The sequence below is a fragment of the Pseudonocardia ailaonensis genome (assembly GCF_039531635.1).
Lineage (GTDB): Bacteria > Actinomycetota > Actinomycetes > Mycobacteriales > Pseudonocardiaceae > Pseudonocardia > Pseudonocardia ailaonensis.
In genome coordinates this window covers 347,105-360,767 of the sequence record NZ_BAAAQK010000001.1, presented here as the reverse complement: position 1 = coordinate 360,767, position 13,663 = coordinate 347,105, and the positions used below count along the sequence as shown (strand labels likewise).

Here is a 13,663-nt window from a genome sequence, read left to right as displayed (position 1 = left end):
CTCCCCCGAGGGCAGCTCCCTCTGCGCCAAGGCAGCGAGGTGACCGGGGGCAGTTTGTAACGTGCCGCAGCGTAGGGCGAGCTATAGGAACACAATTGTCGCCGTCGGCTGGCGGGGAGATGCGTGCACGTAACGGAGAGTGGTGCTCGTCAACAGCGGCAGCGAGAGAAATATGAGAGAAGCCAAGCACTCGGTGATCTGTATCGAGCTTCGCCTCACTGCGCTCATCGACGACGCCTTATCGCTGCACGATGCGCTTGTCGCCGATAGCCACCTGCGCAGGTATGCGCAGGTTCAACTGGTACTCGCGCCTGAGGGGGCTGATCACCCGCCGACAGATGCCATTCGTGTCACGCTGCCACCAGGCGACCACGTGGGCGCACTCGGAAAGGTCTTGATCGAGTGGGTAAGCAGTCGACCATCGAACACTGAGGTGACAGTTGGGACGGTCGGAGGATCGGAAACCGCGGCGGCCACGGCGACGGTGACCCGGGAAACCGAGAATACTGACGAGCTGGTCGAGTGGGTTGTCCGCAACCCCGGGGAGTAGTCGACCGTCGAAGCCACCCCGGAGCAGGTCGGCGAGACCCAGCGCCGAGCCTGCCTTTGGGTGAGGTCTCCCTCCGCTGGGTCAACTGCTGGACTGCCTCACCCCACGGTCGAACACGGCTCGACGTGCTGACGGAGTTCAACTGGGGCCGCAGACAGGGCACAACGCGCTGAAAAGCAGTGCGAGACGATGCCGCGTAGATCCGCCGTTTCTCCAGGTCGCAGCAGGTTTCCAGAGGTGCCGAGATAGCTCCCGAGGTCTCGATCTTGGTCCGGCTTACAAACCTGCTCGTCCGCTCCACACCTCTGACCTGCGACGGCGACCGACAGGACCGTCGTATGGGGTGCATACGGGGCACATCGCTCGCGTACTGCGCTCCGCGCAGATCAACTTCGCCGTCTCCCAGATCCGGACGGCGGTAGTGAAGGTCCGCTTCAGCGAGGCGAGCGCGCGCGGATCGATGAGCCGCCGCCCCTGCCGGACGTCGTCCGGCGTCCTGGATCGGTGAGCTGGTCACCGCCGCAGTCGAGGCTTCCGCTTCGGACTCCGGCTGAGGGCGGTCGCGGCTATGTGTGGCATTGCTCGGTTCGCCTGGCTGGAGCAGGCCGTACCTGCCCGGTGCAGGAGGCATCAGCACTCACGTCCTGGGTATCGGCCAGGTTCCCTGAGCCTCCTCGGGCGCGAGGCCCTCGCACCGCCGACCGGCCAGGCACGTCGGTGCCTCTGTGTCGAAGGGTACGTCGATCAGTCCAGGCCGAGCCGGCTCAGCCGGTGAACTTCGTGGGGGAGGGTCCCGGTCACGACATCAGCGAGCGACACCGCCTCCAAGACGTCGCGGAGGCTGTTGCGGGCCGCCCGCCACACCGCGCCGAGGGGCTCTGCCGCCGTGGCGTAGGTGATGTCCTCGGGGCGCTTGCCCCGGATCGTCGTGAGCGGACCGTCGATGGTCCGGACGATGTCCGCCACCGAGATCTCCGATGCGGGGCGCGAGAGCCAGTAGCCGCCGTGGGCGCCCCGCTGGCTCACCACGAACCCGGAGCGGCGGAGCTCGCCCAGGATGCTCTCCAGGTACTGCTGCGGGATCTCCTGCTGAGCGGCGATCACCTCACTCTTCACCGGGCCGGCCGGCGCACCGGCGAGATGGATCGTCGCCCGGAGCGCGTAGTCGGCCTTCGCAGAGAGGTGCATCGACATTTCCGTCCTCACATGGGGAGCATGACGACCTTACCGGGGTCGCTTGTGGATGCGGACCGTGATGGCGCCGACGCGGCTCGTGGTCGAGCGTGACGTACGCGAGCCGGGATGCCACGATCGCGTGACGCACCAGACAGTCACCTGTTCGGCAGTGGGTTGACCGGTTCCGATGCGTGTCCTTATAGTCGACCAAGTCAGTCGACAATGCCAGTGGGTGCCCGGACGGGTGCCCCGAGCAGGCCGGGAGGAGGTCGCCGTGCGTCGTGGACCCGATCCTGTTCGCGCCGAGGGCGATCGAGTTGCGTGCCGCATGCTGCTGGATGCCTTCTGGCCTGGCCGGCGCATCCATCTGTTCGACGGCTTCTGTCTGCGGTCTTCCCGCGCCTGACGCTCCGTCCGGGCGTCGAGCCCCGGCGTGACCGACCGTCGGCCGGCTCCCTTCCCCGTGCCGATGCTCGGGCGGTGACCGGGCCTCGTGCAGCGGCGCTCCGCTGCCAGTCGACCGCTGCCGCATGTCCTGCGGCGAAAGGAACCGACCCATGACCTCGATCGAACCCGCGGCACCCCCGCTCACCTTCACCCCGGTCACCGGTGCCCTCGGTGCAGAGATCTCCGGAGTCAGGCTCGACGCCGATCTCGACCCCGGCACCGTGCGGACCCTGCGGGAGGGCCTGAACCGTCACCGTGTGCTGTTCTTCCGGGACCAGAGCCATCTGGACGACCGGGGCCAGACCGAGTTCGCCCGGCTGCTCGGTCCGGTCACCCCGCACCCCCTGTTGAACGGCTTCGAGGCGGCGGATCCGGTGACCCGCTTCGATTCCCTGGAGATCCGGGCCAACCAGTGGCACACCGACGTCCTGTTCATCGAGCGGCCGCCGGCGTTCTCCGTCCTGCGGGCGGTGTCGGTGCCCACGACCGGCGGCGACACGCTCTGGGCGGACACCGTGGCGGCGTACGCCCGGCTGCCCCGCCCACTGCGGGCGCTCGCGGACGAGCTGTGGGCCGTCCACAGTAGCGCGAACGACTACGTGCTGCGCGGTGACCGGCGGTCGTCGTCGCTCGCGGAGCGGCTCGAGGAGATCGTGTTCTCGGCTCGTCACCCTGTCGTCCGCGTCCATCCCGAGACCGGTGAGCGGGCGCTGCTGCTGGGGCTGACGGCGCGCCGGTTCGAGGACCTGTCGGGCAAGGAGGCCGCGCTGGTCCACGGCCTCCTGCAGGCGTACGTGGAGAACGCTGAGAACACCGTGCGCTGGCGGTGGTCCGCCGGTGACGTGGCGATCTGGGACAACCGCGCAACGCAGCACTACGCCGCAGCGGACTATGACTTCCGGCGGGTCATGCACCGCGTCACCGTCGACGGGGAGGCACCGCTGTCGGTCGACGGACGCCGCGGTGTCGCCCTCAGCGGCGATGGTTCGGCCTTCGCCGCCGCCGGCTGAGACCTCTCCTCCGCACCCACCACCGACCGGCGACCGCCGGCCGGGCGATCATCCCTGGAGCATCCCGATGACCACGTTCGTACCCGATGTGCAGAAGGTGGCGGGCCGGATCGGTGCCGAGATCACCGGTGTCGATCTCGCCGCGGACCTCGACGATGCGACCGTCGCCGTGATCCGGGGCGCGATCCTCGAGCACAAGGTCGTGTTCCTGCGCGGCCAGCACGCCCTCGACGACGCCGCCCACGAGCGCTTCACCGCCCGGCTCGGCCCGCTGACCGGGCACCCGGTCGCCGAGTTCGTCGACGGTGCCGACTACGTCCTGGAGATCGACTCCGAGCGCGGCCAGCGGGCGAACCTCTGGCACACCGACGTCACCTTCACCGATGCGCCGCCGGCCTTCTCGGTGCTCCGGGCGATCACCATCCCGCCGTACGGCGGCGACACCCAATGGGCCAACACCGTGACCGCGTACCAGAGCCTCGGCCCGGTCCTGCAACGGCTGGCGGACGAGCTGTGGGCCGCGCACACGAACGCGTTCGACTATACCGACCAGATCGAGGACGACTCGGAAGCGGTGCAGCAGAACAAGGAGCGGACCCGCCGGACCGAGTTCGTGACCGAGCACCCGGTCGTCCACGTCCACCCCGAGACGGGGGAGCGGGCCTTGGCCCTGGGCGCCTTCGTCAATGGCATCCGGAGTGTGAAGCGCGCCGACTCCGCCCGCCTCTTCGAGCTGTTCCAGAGCCACATCACCCGCGCCGAGAACACCGTGCGCTGGCGATGGGCGCCCGGTGACGTCGCCATCTGGGACAACCGCGCCACCCAGCACTACGCGCTCTACGACTACGAGGGTCTGCACCGCGCCGTCCGCCGTGTGACGGTCGAGGGCCGGCCGTTGGTCTCGGTCGCCGGTGAGACCAGCCGCACCGTGACCGGCTTCTCATGGCACGAGGCCCGCAGCCGGGCCCGCAACGGCGCCCCCGCCACCGTCTGATCCCCCTTCCCGAACCCCGCCCGCAGGAGACATCGTGCCCACCAGAACCCGCTCTCTCGTCACTGGGCTGACCGCCCTGCTCGCCGTGGCGCTCACGGCCTGCGGCAGCGGTTCCGGAGGCGACGTCGTGGCCAGGGCGGGGTCCGCCGACGCGGCCGCCGCAACCGCGTTACCGATCAGCTTCCAGACCACCCCGGGCCTGGTGAACCTGCCGGAGCTCGCCGATGCCCTCGGCTACTTGGCCCCGCTCACCCCGAACCGGGTCGGGGACGTCCAGGGCGGCCCGGCCGGCATCCAGGCCGTGGCGACGGGCGACGTCACGATCGGCGCCGCGTTCAACGGGTCGATCCTGAGCCTGGCCGCGTCCGGTGCGAAGGTGAAGGCCGTCATCGGGTTCACCGGCACCAACCAGGACAACAACACCGGGTTCTACAGCCTGGAGTCGAGCCCGGTCCGCTCGGCGCGCGACCTCATCGGCAAGTCCGTCGGGGTCAACACCAAGGGTGCCCTGCAGGAGGCGGTGCTCGTGGAGTGGCTGGCCAAGGGCGGACTCTCCAAGGAGGAGATCGCGAAGGTCACGCTGGTGCCGATCCCGCTGGCGTCGGCCGAGCAGGCACTGCGGCAGAAGCAGGTCGATGCGGTCGGGCTCTCGGTGTCCTTCCAGTTCGCGGCGCTGGAGCGCGGCGGGCTGAACAAGCTGTTCAGTGACCTCGACGTCTACGGCCCATTCACCTCCGGCTCGTACATCCTCAGCGACAAGTTCATCGGGGAGCACCCGGCAGAGGCCAAGCACCTCGTCGGCGCGCTGGCGAAGACCATCGACTGGTCGCAGGCCCACTCCACCCAGGAGATCCTCGACGTCTACACGAAGTACCTGAACGAGCACGGCCGCGCCGACGCCGCCGCCGCGCTGAAGTCCTGGAAGGGGTCCGGCCTCACCGCCCCCCACGGCACCCTCTCCGACGCGGACTTCAGCCCGTGGCTGAACTGGCTGGAGACCTACGGGACGCTCAAGCCGGGACAGGTGAAGGTCGCGGACGTGTTCACTAACGACCTCAACGGGACCCGCGGATGACGCCGCGGATCGAGGTCGCGGGCCTGACCCACGAGTTCCGATCCCGGGGCCGGACACCGACGGTCGCGCTGTCCGGTGTGGATCTCGCCGTCGGAGCGGGGGAGTTCCTGGTCGTGGTGGGCCCTAGCGGTTGCGGCAAGACGACACTGCTCGACGTCGTGGCCGGGCTGACCACGCCCACCCGCGGCGAGGTCAGGATCGACGGCGAGCCCGTGCGCGGCCCGGGGCTGGACCGCGGGATCGTGTTTCAGCAGTACGCGCTGTTCCCCTGGCGCACCGCACAGCAGAACGTGGAGCTCAGCCTCGAGGAGGCCGGCGGGCACTCGCGCCGCGAACGCGCCCGGCTCGCGCGCGAGCAGCTCGACCGGGTCGGTCTCGTCGGTTTCGAGGACCGCTATCCCCACCAGCTCTCCGGCGGCATGAAGCAGCGGGTCGCGATCGCGCGCAGCCTCGTCCACGGGCCCCGCATCCTGCTGATGGACGAGCCGTTCGCGGCGCTCGACGCCCAGACCCGGGAGGGTCTGCAGGCGGAGCTGCGCCGGCTGTGGCGCGAGAGCGGAACGACGGTCGTCTTCATCACCCACGGCATCGACGAAGCCGTCTACCTAGGACAGCGTGTCGCGGTGATGAGCCCGCGTCCCGGCCGGATCTCCGACGTGGTCGACGTCGACCTGCCCGACCACGTCTGGGCCGCCGGGGTGGACACCCGGTCGGCGCCGGAGTTCGCCGCGCACCGCAGGCACATCTGGACCCTGCTGCACGGTGGTACGGCAGGGGAGGTGGCGGCATGAGTGCCGGACTCGAGACCCGACCCGCCGCAACCGTCGAGACCTCCGCAAAGCAGGAGCAGGAGCGGAGGCGGGCGCTGGACAGCGGCCGGGTCCTGCTCCCGGTCGCGGGGGTCGCACTGCTCGTGGCGGCGTGGGAGCTCCTCCCACGCTCCGGCCTGGTCGACTCCACCTTCCTGCCGCCCTTCTCCGTCGTGCTGCAGACCTGGTGGGAGCTCGCGACGGACGGCACCTTGTGGCCGAACGTCGAGGTCAGCCTCGCCCGCTCACTGGGCGGCTTCGCAGTCGCCGTCGCCGTGGGGATCCCGCTGGGCCTGCTGATCGCCTCCTACCGCTGGCTGGCCCGGCTCCTCGATCCCGTCGTGGAGCTCTTCCGCAACACCGCGGCGCTCGCGCTGCTGCCGGTGTTCATCCTCATCCTCGGCATCGGTGAGACGTCCAAGGTCTCGATCATCATCTACTCGTGCCTCTGGCCGGTGCTGCTCAACACGATCAGCGGCGTCCGGGACGTCGATCCGCTGTTCATCCGCTCGGCGCGCTCGCTCGCGATGGGCCGGGTCACCCAGTTCCGCAAGGTGATCCTCCCGGCGGCGGTGCCGGCGATCTTCACCGGGATCCGGCTGGCCGGGGCGACGTCCATCCTCGTGCTGATCGCGGCCGAGATGGTGGGAGCGACCGCGGGGCTGGGCTACTTTGTGAACAACGCCCAGTTCAACTTCCAGATTCCGCAGATGTACGCGGGCATCCTCACGATCTCGGTGATCGGCCTGCTCTTCAACGTCGCCCTGGTCGCTCTGGAGCGGCATTTCTCGAGGTGGAAGCGATGAGCCGCGAGCTGCACCTGACCTTGTTCCCGCTCGGGGTCGGGCACCACGAGGCGGCCTGGCTCGCCGAGGGCACGGACCCGGCGGGGATGCACGGCCTGGCCCATTTTGCCGGGCTCGCCCGCATCGCCGAGGCCGCCGCGTTCGACGCCGTCTTCCTCGCCGACCAGCTCTCGTTGCGGGACATCGTCGAGTTCAACCCGCACGAGAAGCTGGATCCGCTGGTGGTGCTCGGCGCGCTGGCCGCGAGCACCGAGCGGATTGGGCTGGTCGGCACCGCGTCGACGACCTTCGCCGAGCCCTACGCCGTGGCCCGCCAGTTCGCCTCGCTCGACCATGTCAGCGGGGGCCGGGCGGGATGGAACATCGTCACGACCGCCGAGGCGGAGGCGTCGGAGAACTTCGGGGGCCCCGACGGTGTCACGCCGCGGCGTCCGCACGAGGAGCGCTACGCGCGGGCCGCGGAGTTCGTCGAGGTCACCCGCGGTCTCTGGGACGGCTGGGCGGACGACGCCCTGGTCCGGGACCGCGGGACCGGCCGCTACGCCGATCCCGCCCGGATCACTGAGTCCCGCCACCGCGGAGCGCATTTCTCGGTGCGGGGTCCGCTGAACGTGCCGCGCCCTCCGCAGGGTCATCCGGTCCTGGTCCAGGCCGGCGCGTCCGAGCCCGGCCTGGAGTTCGCGGCCCGCGTCGCCGAGCTCGTGTTCACCGCGCAGTACGACCACGACGAGTCCCTCGCCTTCACCCGGGACCTGCAGGCCCGGGCTGCGCGGCACGGCCGCCGGCCGGACGAGGTCCTCGTCCTGCCCGGCCTGATCCCGGTGCTCGGCGCCACGGAGGAGGAGGCTCGCCACCGGGAGTCCGCGCTGCACGCCCTCGGCGGTGGCGAACACTCGCTCGGCCTGCTGTCCTGGCTGCTCGGAGGGGTGGACCTGCGCAAGCTCCCGCTGGACGCCCCGGTGCCCGACGCGATCCTGCCCGCCGAGGACGAGGTGGGCGGGCAGCGGGCACGCTTCGCCCTGCTCGTCCGGCTCGCCCGCCGCGAGCGGCTCACCCTGCGGCAGCTGCTGCATCAGATCGCCGGCGGGCACGGCCATCGGGTGATCGTCGGGACCCCCGAACAGGTCGCCGCGGACATCGAACGCTGGTTCCGGTCGGGCGCGGCGGACGGGTTCAACGTGATGCCGCCCGTGCTGCCCGCCGGCCTGGAGGAGTTCACAGAGCAGGTGGTTCCCCTGCTGCGCCGTGCTGGGATCTTCCGTGAGGGTTACGCCGGCACAACGCTGCGCGAGCATCTCGGGCTGCTCCGCCCGGTCCGGACGGGGGAGCTCGTTGGCTGAGCTGCACCTGACCCTGTTCGTCAACGGCGTCGGGCATCACGAGGGCGTCTGGCGCTCGCCCCGCACCGATCCCGCACGCGCCCACGGCCTGGGATGGTTCACCGAGCTCGCCCGTACCGCGGAGCGCGGCCTGTTCGACGCTGTCTTCCTCGCCGACGTCCCGGTGCTCGCCGCGGGCGCGGAGCGGGACGTGCAGGAGCGTCTCGATCCGGTCTCCGTCCTGTCTGCCCTCGCTGGCACCACCGAGCGGATTGGGCTGATTGGGACGGCGTCGACCACCTACGGCGACCCGTTCACCCTCGCCCGCCAGTTCGCCACGCTGGACCACCTCTCTGGTGGGCGAGCCGGGTGGAACGTCGTCACCACCTCGATCCCCGCCGCTGCGGAGAACTTCGGCGCAGCGGAGCTGCCCGACCACGCCACCCGCTACCGGCGCGCCCACGAGTTCGTCGAGGTCGTCACCGGGCTGTGGGACGGGTGGGCGGACCACGCCCTCGTCCGCGACCGGGTCCTGGGCCGCTACCTCGATCCGGCGCGGGTCCGCCGGCTCGACCACCGCGGCGAGCACTTCTCCGTCCGCGGGCCGCTGAACGTGCCCCGCCCGCCCCAAGGGCGGCCGGTGCTGGTGCAGGCCGGTTCCTCCGCGGCGGGGATCGGGCTCGCCGCCCGGTTCGCCGAGACGGTGTTCACCGCGCAGTGGGAGATCGACGAGGCCGCGCGCTTCGCCGTGGAGCTGCGGGCGGCGATCGCCGTGGCCGGGCGCGATCCGGCCACGGTGCCGATCCTGCCCGGCCTCGTCCCGATCCTCGGGGGGACCGAGACCGACGCCCGCCGGCTGGCGGCCGAGTTCGCCGCGCTCACGGACACCGCGGTCGGGATCTCGTTGCTGCGCAACCAGCTCGGCGGGCTCGACCTGAGCGGTGACGATCTCGACGCGCCGTTCCCGGACGTCCTGTCCCGCATCGCGCCGTCCGCCCCGCAGCACCGGGCCCGGCTGCTGACGCGCCTGGCCGCAGCCGAACGACTGAGCCTGCGGGAGGTGCTCGGGCGGCTCGCCGGCGGGCACGGGCACCGCGTCGTCGTCGGTACTCCTGAGCAGATCGCCGCCGAGCTCGGGGCCTGGTTCCGGGCCGGCGCCGCGGACGGGTTCACCGTGATGCCGGCCGATCTGCCGCAGGGCCTCACCGACTTCGTCGACCACGTGGTCCCGCTGCTGCGGCGCAGCGGGCTGACCCGCCCCGACTACCGCGGCACGACCCTGCGCAACCACCTCGGGCTCGCCCGTCCGCAGGTGCCCATCCAGTCCTCGCCGGTGACGGCGGGAGAGGAGCGACGGTGACCGATCTCGACCTGGTGTGCGACGTCCTGGTGATCGGCGGCGGACCCGCCGGCGCGTGGACGGCGATCGGCGCGGCCCGGGCCGGGGCGGACGTGCTGCTCGTCGACAAGGGGTACTGCGGCACCAGCGGCGCTGCGGCGGCCGCCGGGGTCGGCGCCTGGTACGTCCCTCCCACGGAGGAGGAGCGCGAGCATGCGGTGCGTAGCCGGCAGAAGCTCGGCGGCGACCTCGCCGAGCGGGCCTGGGTCGAGCGGGTGCTCGACGAGGTGTGGGTCCGGATGCGCGAGCTCGACGCCTTCGGCTTCCCCTTCTCCGACACCGAGCGCCCCCGCGAAGACCTCGAGAACCCCGGCGGCATGGGCTACCAGCGCGGGATGAACTTCCTGCACCTGCAGGGCCCGGACCTGATGCGGGTGATGCGCCGCCAGGTTCGCCGGGCAGGCGTGCGGATCCTCGACCAGAGCCCGGTGCTGCAGCTGCTCACGGACGGCTCCGGCGCCGTCGTCGGCGCGCACGGGCGCCGCCGCCAGGAGCAGGTCGACTACCGGGTACGGGCCGGGGCGACGGTGATCGCCACCGGCGGCTGCGCGTTCCTCTCGCACGCCATCGGGACCGACGTCGACACCGGTGACGGCTACCTCTTCGCGGCCGAGGCGGGCGCCCACCTGACCGGGATGGAATTCTCCAACGCCTACAGCCTCGGCGCCAAGGGGACCTCGGCGTCGAAGGGCGCCCATTTCGCGTACGGCACCTTCACCCGTGAGGACGGCTCGGAGATCGAGGGTGCCGGGGTACTGCGCGGCCGCTCGGTGATCGCCCGCGCTCTGATCGACGGGCCGGTCTACTGCGTGTTCGACCAGGCCGACGACGCCGTGGAGCACGAGATGCGGCTGCAGCAGCCCAACTTCATGGGCGGGCTCGACAAGCTGGGCATCGACCCGCGCAAGCAGCGTTTCGAGGTCGATCTGATCCTCGAGGGCACGGTCCGGGGCACCGGCGGGATCGACGTCGTCACCGACGACTGCGCCACCGGCGTGCCCGGCCTGTTCGCCGCCGGTGACGCGGCCACCCGGCAGCTGATCTGCGGCGGGTTCACCGGCGGGGGCAGCCACAACATCGCCTGGGCAGCTGCCTCGGGCACGTTCGCCGGTACCGGCGCCGCCCGGTACGCGCGCGCCCACGGCACCGCGGCAGTCCGCACCCACGACACGGCCCGGGCCGGCCTGGCCGGCACCGGTGGAACGGACCACCGCGAGATCGTGCGGGCGGTCCAGGGCGAGATCCTGCCCCTGGCCAAGAACTACTTCCGTGCGGGGGACCGGCTCCGCGCATCTCTCGACGTGCTCGACGCGGCCTGGAGGTCCACGGTGGACCTCGGGCCGGACGCCGACGGCCGCAGCCATGCACGGTCCGCGGTGGCGCTCGCCGCGACTGGTCGGTGGATGTACGCCAGTGCCCTGGCGCGCACCGAGACCCGGGGCATGCACCGCCGCGATGACTTCCCGGGGATCGACCCGGCGCAGACCTCGAGGCTGCTCACCGGAGGGTTGGACGACGTGTGGACCCGCTGGGAGCAGGACGCGCTCCTCGGGGCGGCATCGTGATCGAGATCCTCTCGGGCGACCTCTGTGTGGACTGCGACATCTGCGTGAAGGTCTGCCCCACCAACGTCTTCGACGCCGTCGCCGGCGGCACCCCGGTGATCGCCCGGCAGCAGGACTGCCAGACCTGCTTCATGTGTGAGGCCTACTGCCCGACCGGAGCGCTGTTCGTCGCCACCTCCACCGAACCCGCGCCCGAGGGGGCCTGGCAGCGGGACGAGGCGCAGGTCGGCGCCCGCGGGATGCTCGGCAAGTACCGAGACGACCTGGGATGGAACCGCGGGCAGACGCCCCGTGCGGCCTTCGCGACCCCGCTGCTGGCGCAGAAGCACATCTCCGCCGCGGCCAGCGCCGCGCGCAGCAAGAACAACGAGATCGGACAGGTCCTCCCATGAGCACCCTCGCCGTGCGCCCGCTCAACGGCAGCCTGGGCGCTGAGGTCGGCGGTGTCGCCCTGGGCGGTGACCTCGAGCCCGACGACCTGGAGCAGCTTCGTACCGCGTTGCTGCGCCACCGCGTCGTCTTCCTCCGCGGGCAGGAGCACCTCGACGACGCCGGGCAGCTCGCGTTCGCGGGCCTGCTCGGGCCCACGACCGCGGCGAACCCGCTCGCCGAAGGTATTGGCGACGGCGCCGCCCACACCGTCGCCATCGACTCGAACCACCTGCGCGCCAACGCCTGGCACACGGATGCGACCTTTGTCGACCGGCCGCCGTCGGTCTCCGTGCTGCGGGCGGTGAGCCTGCCGGCCGTCGGCGGGGATACACTGTGGGCGGACACCGTCGCGGCCTACGAAAGCCTGCCGGAGCCGCTGCGGCGGCTGGCGGAGTCGCTGTGGGCCCGGCACACCAACGTCTTCGACTACACCGCGCACGAGGCGCCCGAGAACGCCGGGTTCTTCCAGTCCGGCGCCTACGCACAGACCTCGAACACCGCGGCTTTCGTGACGGACCACCCGGTCGTGCGCGTGCACCCGGAAACGGGGGAGCGGGCGCTGCTGCTCGGGTTGCTCGTCGACCGGATTCTTGGCGTCGATGCGCGGGACGCGGCGGACCTGTTGGCGCTGTTCCAGCGGCACGTCGAGCGCCCCGACAACACGGTCCGCTGGACCTGGGCGCCCGGTGACGTCGCGATCTGGGACAACCGGTCCACCCAGCACTACGCGGTGTCGGACTACCGCGAGCACCGGCTCCTGCGCCGTGTCACGATCGCCGGCGAAATCCCGGTGAACGTGGCCGGCGAGCAGTCCCGGGCAGTGGCCGGGGACGCGTCGACCTTCTCCGTCGTGCACACCCCGGCCCGGCGGGCCGCCGCATGACCGCCGTCCTGCCGCGCATCGGCGGCGACCGGTTCACCCCGCCCGGCTGGAACCAGGTGCTTTTCGGCACCGATGCCCGGCATCGCCTCGGCGCCACGGTCGACCGGCTCGGCGCGACCCGGGTCGTCGTGCTGAGCAGTCCCTCCGTGGTCGGCGGCACCCCGCTCGTCGACGATGCCGTTGCGGCACTGAGGACAAGGCACGCGGGTACCTTCGCCGGCGTCCGCCCGCACAGCCCCGTCGAGGACGTGCTCGAGGCCGCGGCGCTGGCCCGCAGGGTTTCGGCAGACGCGCTGCTGGTGGTCGGCGGCAGCAGTGTGGTGGATGTGAGCAAGGCTGTGGTGCTGCTGCTGGCCCACGGGTTCGACAGCGAGGAGCGGCTGCTGTCGTTGGTGGCGGCGCCGGACACGGCGGCTGTTCCCGAGGCCAGTGCGGCCGGCGGGCGGACGCTGCCGCAGATCGGGATCACCACCACACTCGCCGGCAGCGAGTTCTCCGGCGTCGCCGGCATCACCCACGCCTCGCTCGGCGTGAAGTACCTCTACACCGACCCGGCGCTGTTCTTCGACACGGTCATCCTGGACCCGTTCGCGACACTGGCGGTGCCGCGGGAGATCTGGGTGTCCGGCGGCATCAAGATCCTCGACAACGCGATCGAGGAGATCGTGTCGGCGGGCCGCCAGCCCGTCACCACCGCGCTCGCACTGGAGGCGCTCCGCACCCTGCCCGACGCTCTGCGCGAGTCCGACCGCGATCCTGGGGACCTGGACGCCCGGGCTCGGGCGCAACACGCCGCGTGGCTCACCGTGTTCGGGGCGCACAACGCCTGGCCCGGCCTCGGCGCGGCGTTGCGGCACAAGCTCGGTGCCCGCTTCGGTATCGTCCACGGGCACGCGTCGGCGATCCTCACCCCGCACCTGCTGGAGTTCCTCCAACCGGTGACCGGCCGGGAGAACATTCTGATCGCGCAGGCGCTCGGTGCTGGGGACGGTGCCGTCGCCGCCGACGCACCGAGGCTCTACGCGGCGCTCGTCGCCGAGCTCGGCCTGCCGAGCCGGCTACGGGACATCGGAATCCCGCAGGACAGCCTGCCTGAGATCGCGGCCGACGCACTCCTCCAGTTCGTCGCCCACCGAGGGCCGCGCCCAGTGTCGCAGCCCGAGGCCCTCAAGATCCTGCAGCGCGCATGGTAACGCGC

General features: G+C 71.4%; 13 protein-coding genes. 12 read left to right on the top strand and 1 reads right to left on the bottom strand.

Annotated elements, in window-relative coordinates:
• Positions 1-142 precede the first annotated feature (142 nt).
• Complete coding sequence (locus ABD324_RS01605; protein ID WP_344411692.1) at positions 143-550, top strand: effector-associated constant component EACC1; 408 nt, start codon at positions 143-145, stop codon at positions 548-550.
• A 744-nt stretch (positions 551-1,294) separates the two neighbouring features.
• Here ABD324_RS01605 and ABD324_RS01600 read toward each other — a convergent pair.
• Positions 1,295-1,738: an RrF2 family transcriptional regulator gene (locus tag ABD324_RS01600; protein WP_344411691.1), complete on the bottom strand. Its 444-nt coding sequence runs from the start codon at positions 1,736-1,738 to the stop codon at positions 1,295-1,297.
• 545 nt (positions 1,739-2,283) lie between these two features.
• Here ABD324_RS01600 and ABD324_RS01595 point away from each other — a divergent pair.
• The 11 genes from ABD324_RS01595 to ABD324_RS01545 all read left to right on the top strand — a co-directional run bounded on the left by ABD324_RS01595 (position 2,284) and on the right by ABD324_RS01545 (position 13,658).
• A complete protein-coding gene (locus tag ABD324_RS01595) occupies positions 2,284-3,183 on the top strand; it encodes a TauD/TfdA dioxygenase family protein (protein WP_344411690.1) in 900 nt (299 codons plus the stop codon).
• Positions 3,184-3,250: 67 nt separating this feature from the next.
• Positions 3,251-4,177, top strand: coding sequence for a TauD/TfdA dioxygenase family protein (locus tag ABD324_RS01590; protein ID WP_344411689.1), 927 nt, complete (start codon positions 3,251-3,253; stop codon positions 4,175-4,177).
• Positions 4,178-4,211: 34 nt separating this feature from the next.
• Positions 4,212-5,252: an ABC transporter substrate-binding protein gene (locus ABD324_RS01585; RefSeq protein ID WP_344411688.1), complete on the top strand. Its 1,041-nt coding sequence runs from the start codon at positions 4,212-4,214 to the stop codon at positions 5,250-5,252.
• Complete coding sequence (locus ABD324_RS01580) at positions 5,249-6,043, top strand: ABC transporter ATP-binding protein (RefSeq protein WP_344411687.1); 795 nt, start codon at positions 5,249-5,251, stop codon at positions 6,041-6,043. The genes ABD324_RS01585 and ABD324_RS01580 overlap by 4 nt, the downstream gene beginning before the upstream one ends.
• Positions 6,040-6,867 carry an ABC transporter permease gene (locus ABD324_RS01575; RefSeq protein WP_344411686.1) on the top strand — a complete coding sequence of 276 codons (828 nt, stop codon included), beginning with the start codon at positions 6,040-6,042 and terminating at the stop codon, positions 6,865-6,867. The genes ABD324_RS01580 and ABD324_RS01575 overlap by 4 nt, the downstream gene beginning before the upstream one ends.
• A complete protein-coding gene (locus ABD324_RS01570; RefSeq protein WP_344411685.1) occupies positions 6,864-8,207 on the top strand; it encodes an LLM class flavin-dependent oxidoreductase in 1,344 nt (447 codons plus the stop codon). Before ABD324_RS01575 ends, ABD324_RS01570 begins: the two co-directional genes overlap by 4 nt.
• Positions 8,200-9,546 carry an LLM class flavin-dependent oxidoreductase gene (locus ABD324_RS01565; RefSeq protein WP_344411684.1) on the top strand — a complete coding sequence of 449 codons (1,347 nt, stop codon included), beginning with the start codon at positions 8,200-8,202 and terminating at the stop codon, positions 9,544-9,546. Before ABD324_RS01570 ends, ABD324_RS01565 begins: the two co-directional genes overlap by 8 nt.
• A complete protein-coding gene (locus ABD324_RS01560; protein WP_344411683.1) occupies positions 9,543-11,150 on the top strand; it encodes an FAD-dependent oxidoreductase in 1,608 nt (535 codons plus the stop codon). The genes ABD324_RS01565 and ABD324_RS01560 overlap by 4 nt, the downstream gene beginning before the upstream one ends.
• Entirely contained in the window at positions 11,147-11,542 is a 396-nt protein-coding gene (locus tag ABD324_RS01555; RefSeq protein ID WP_344411682.1) for a 4Fe-4S binding protein, read from the top strand. Before ABD324_RS01560 ends, ABD324_RS01555 begins: the two co-directional genes overlap by 4 nt.
• A complete protein-coding gene (locus tag ABD324_RS01550; protein ID WP_344411681.1) occupies positions 11,539-12,465 on the top strand; it encodes a TauD/TfdA dioxygenase family protein in 927 nt (308 codons plus the stop codon). Before ABD324_RS01555 ends, ABD324_RS01550 begins: the two co-directional genes overlap by 4 nt.
• Entirely contained in the window at positions 12,462-13,658 is a 1,197-nt protein-coding gene (locus tag ABD324_RS01545; RefSeq protein ID WP_344411680.1) for an iron-containing alcohol dehydrogenase, read from the top strand. Before ABD324_RS01550 ends, ABD324_RS01545 begins: the two co-directional genes overlap by 4 nt.
• The last annotated feature ends 5 nt before the right edge of the window (positions 13,659-13,663 follow it).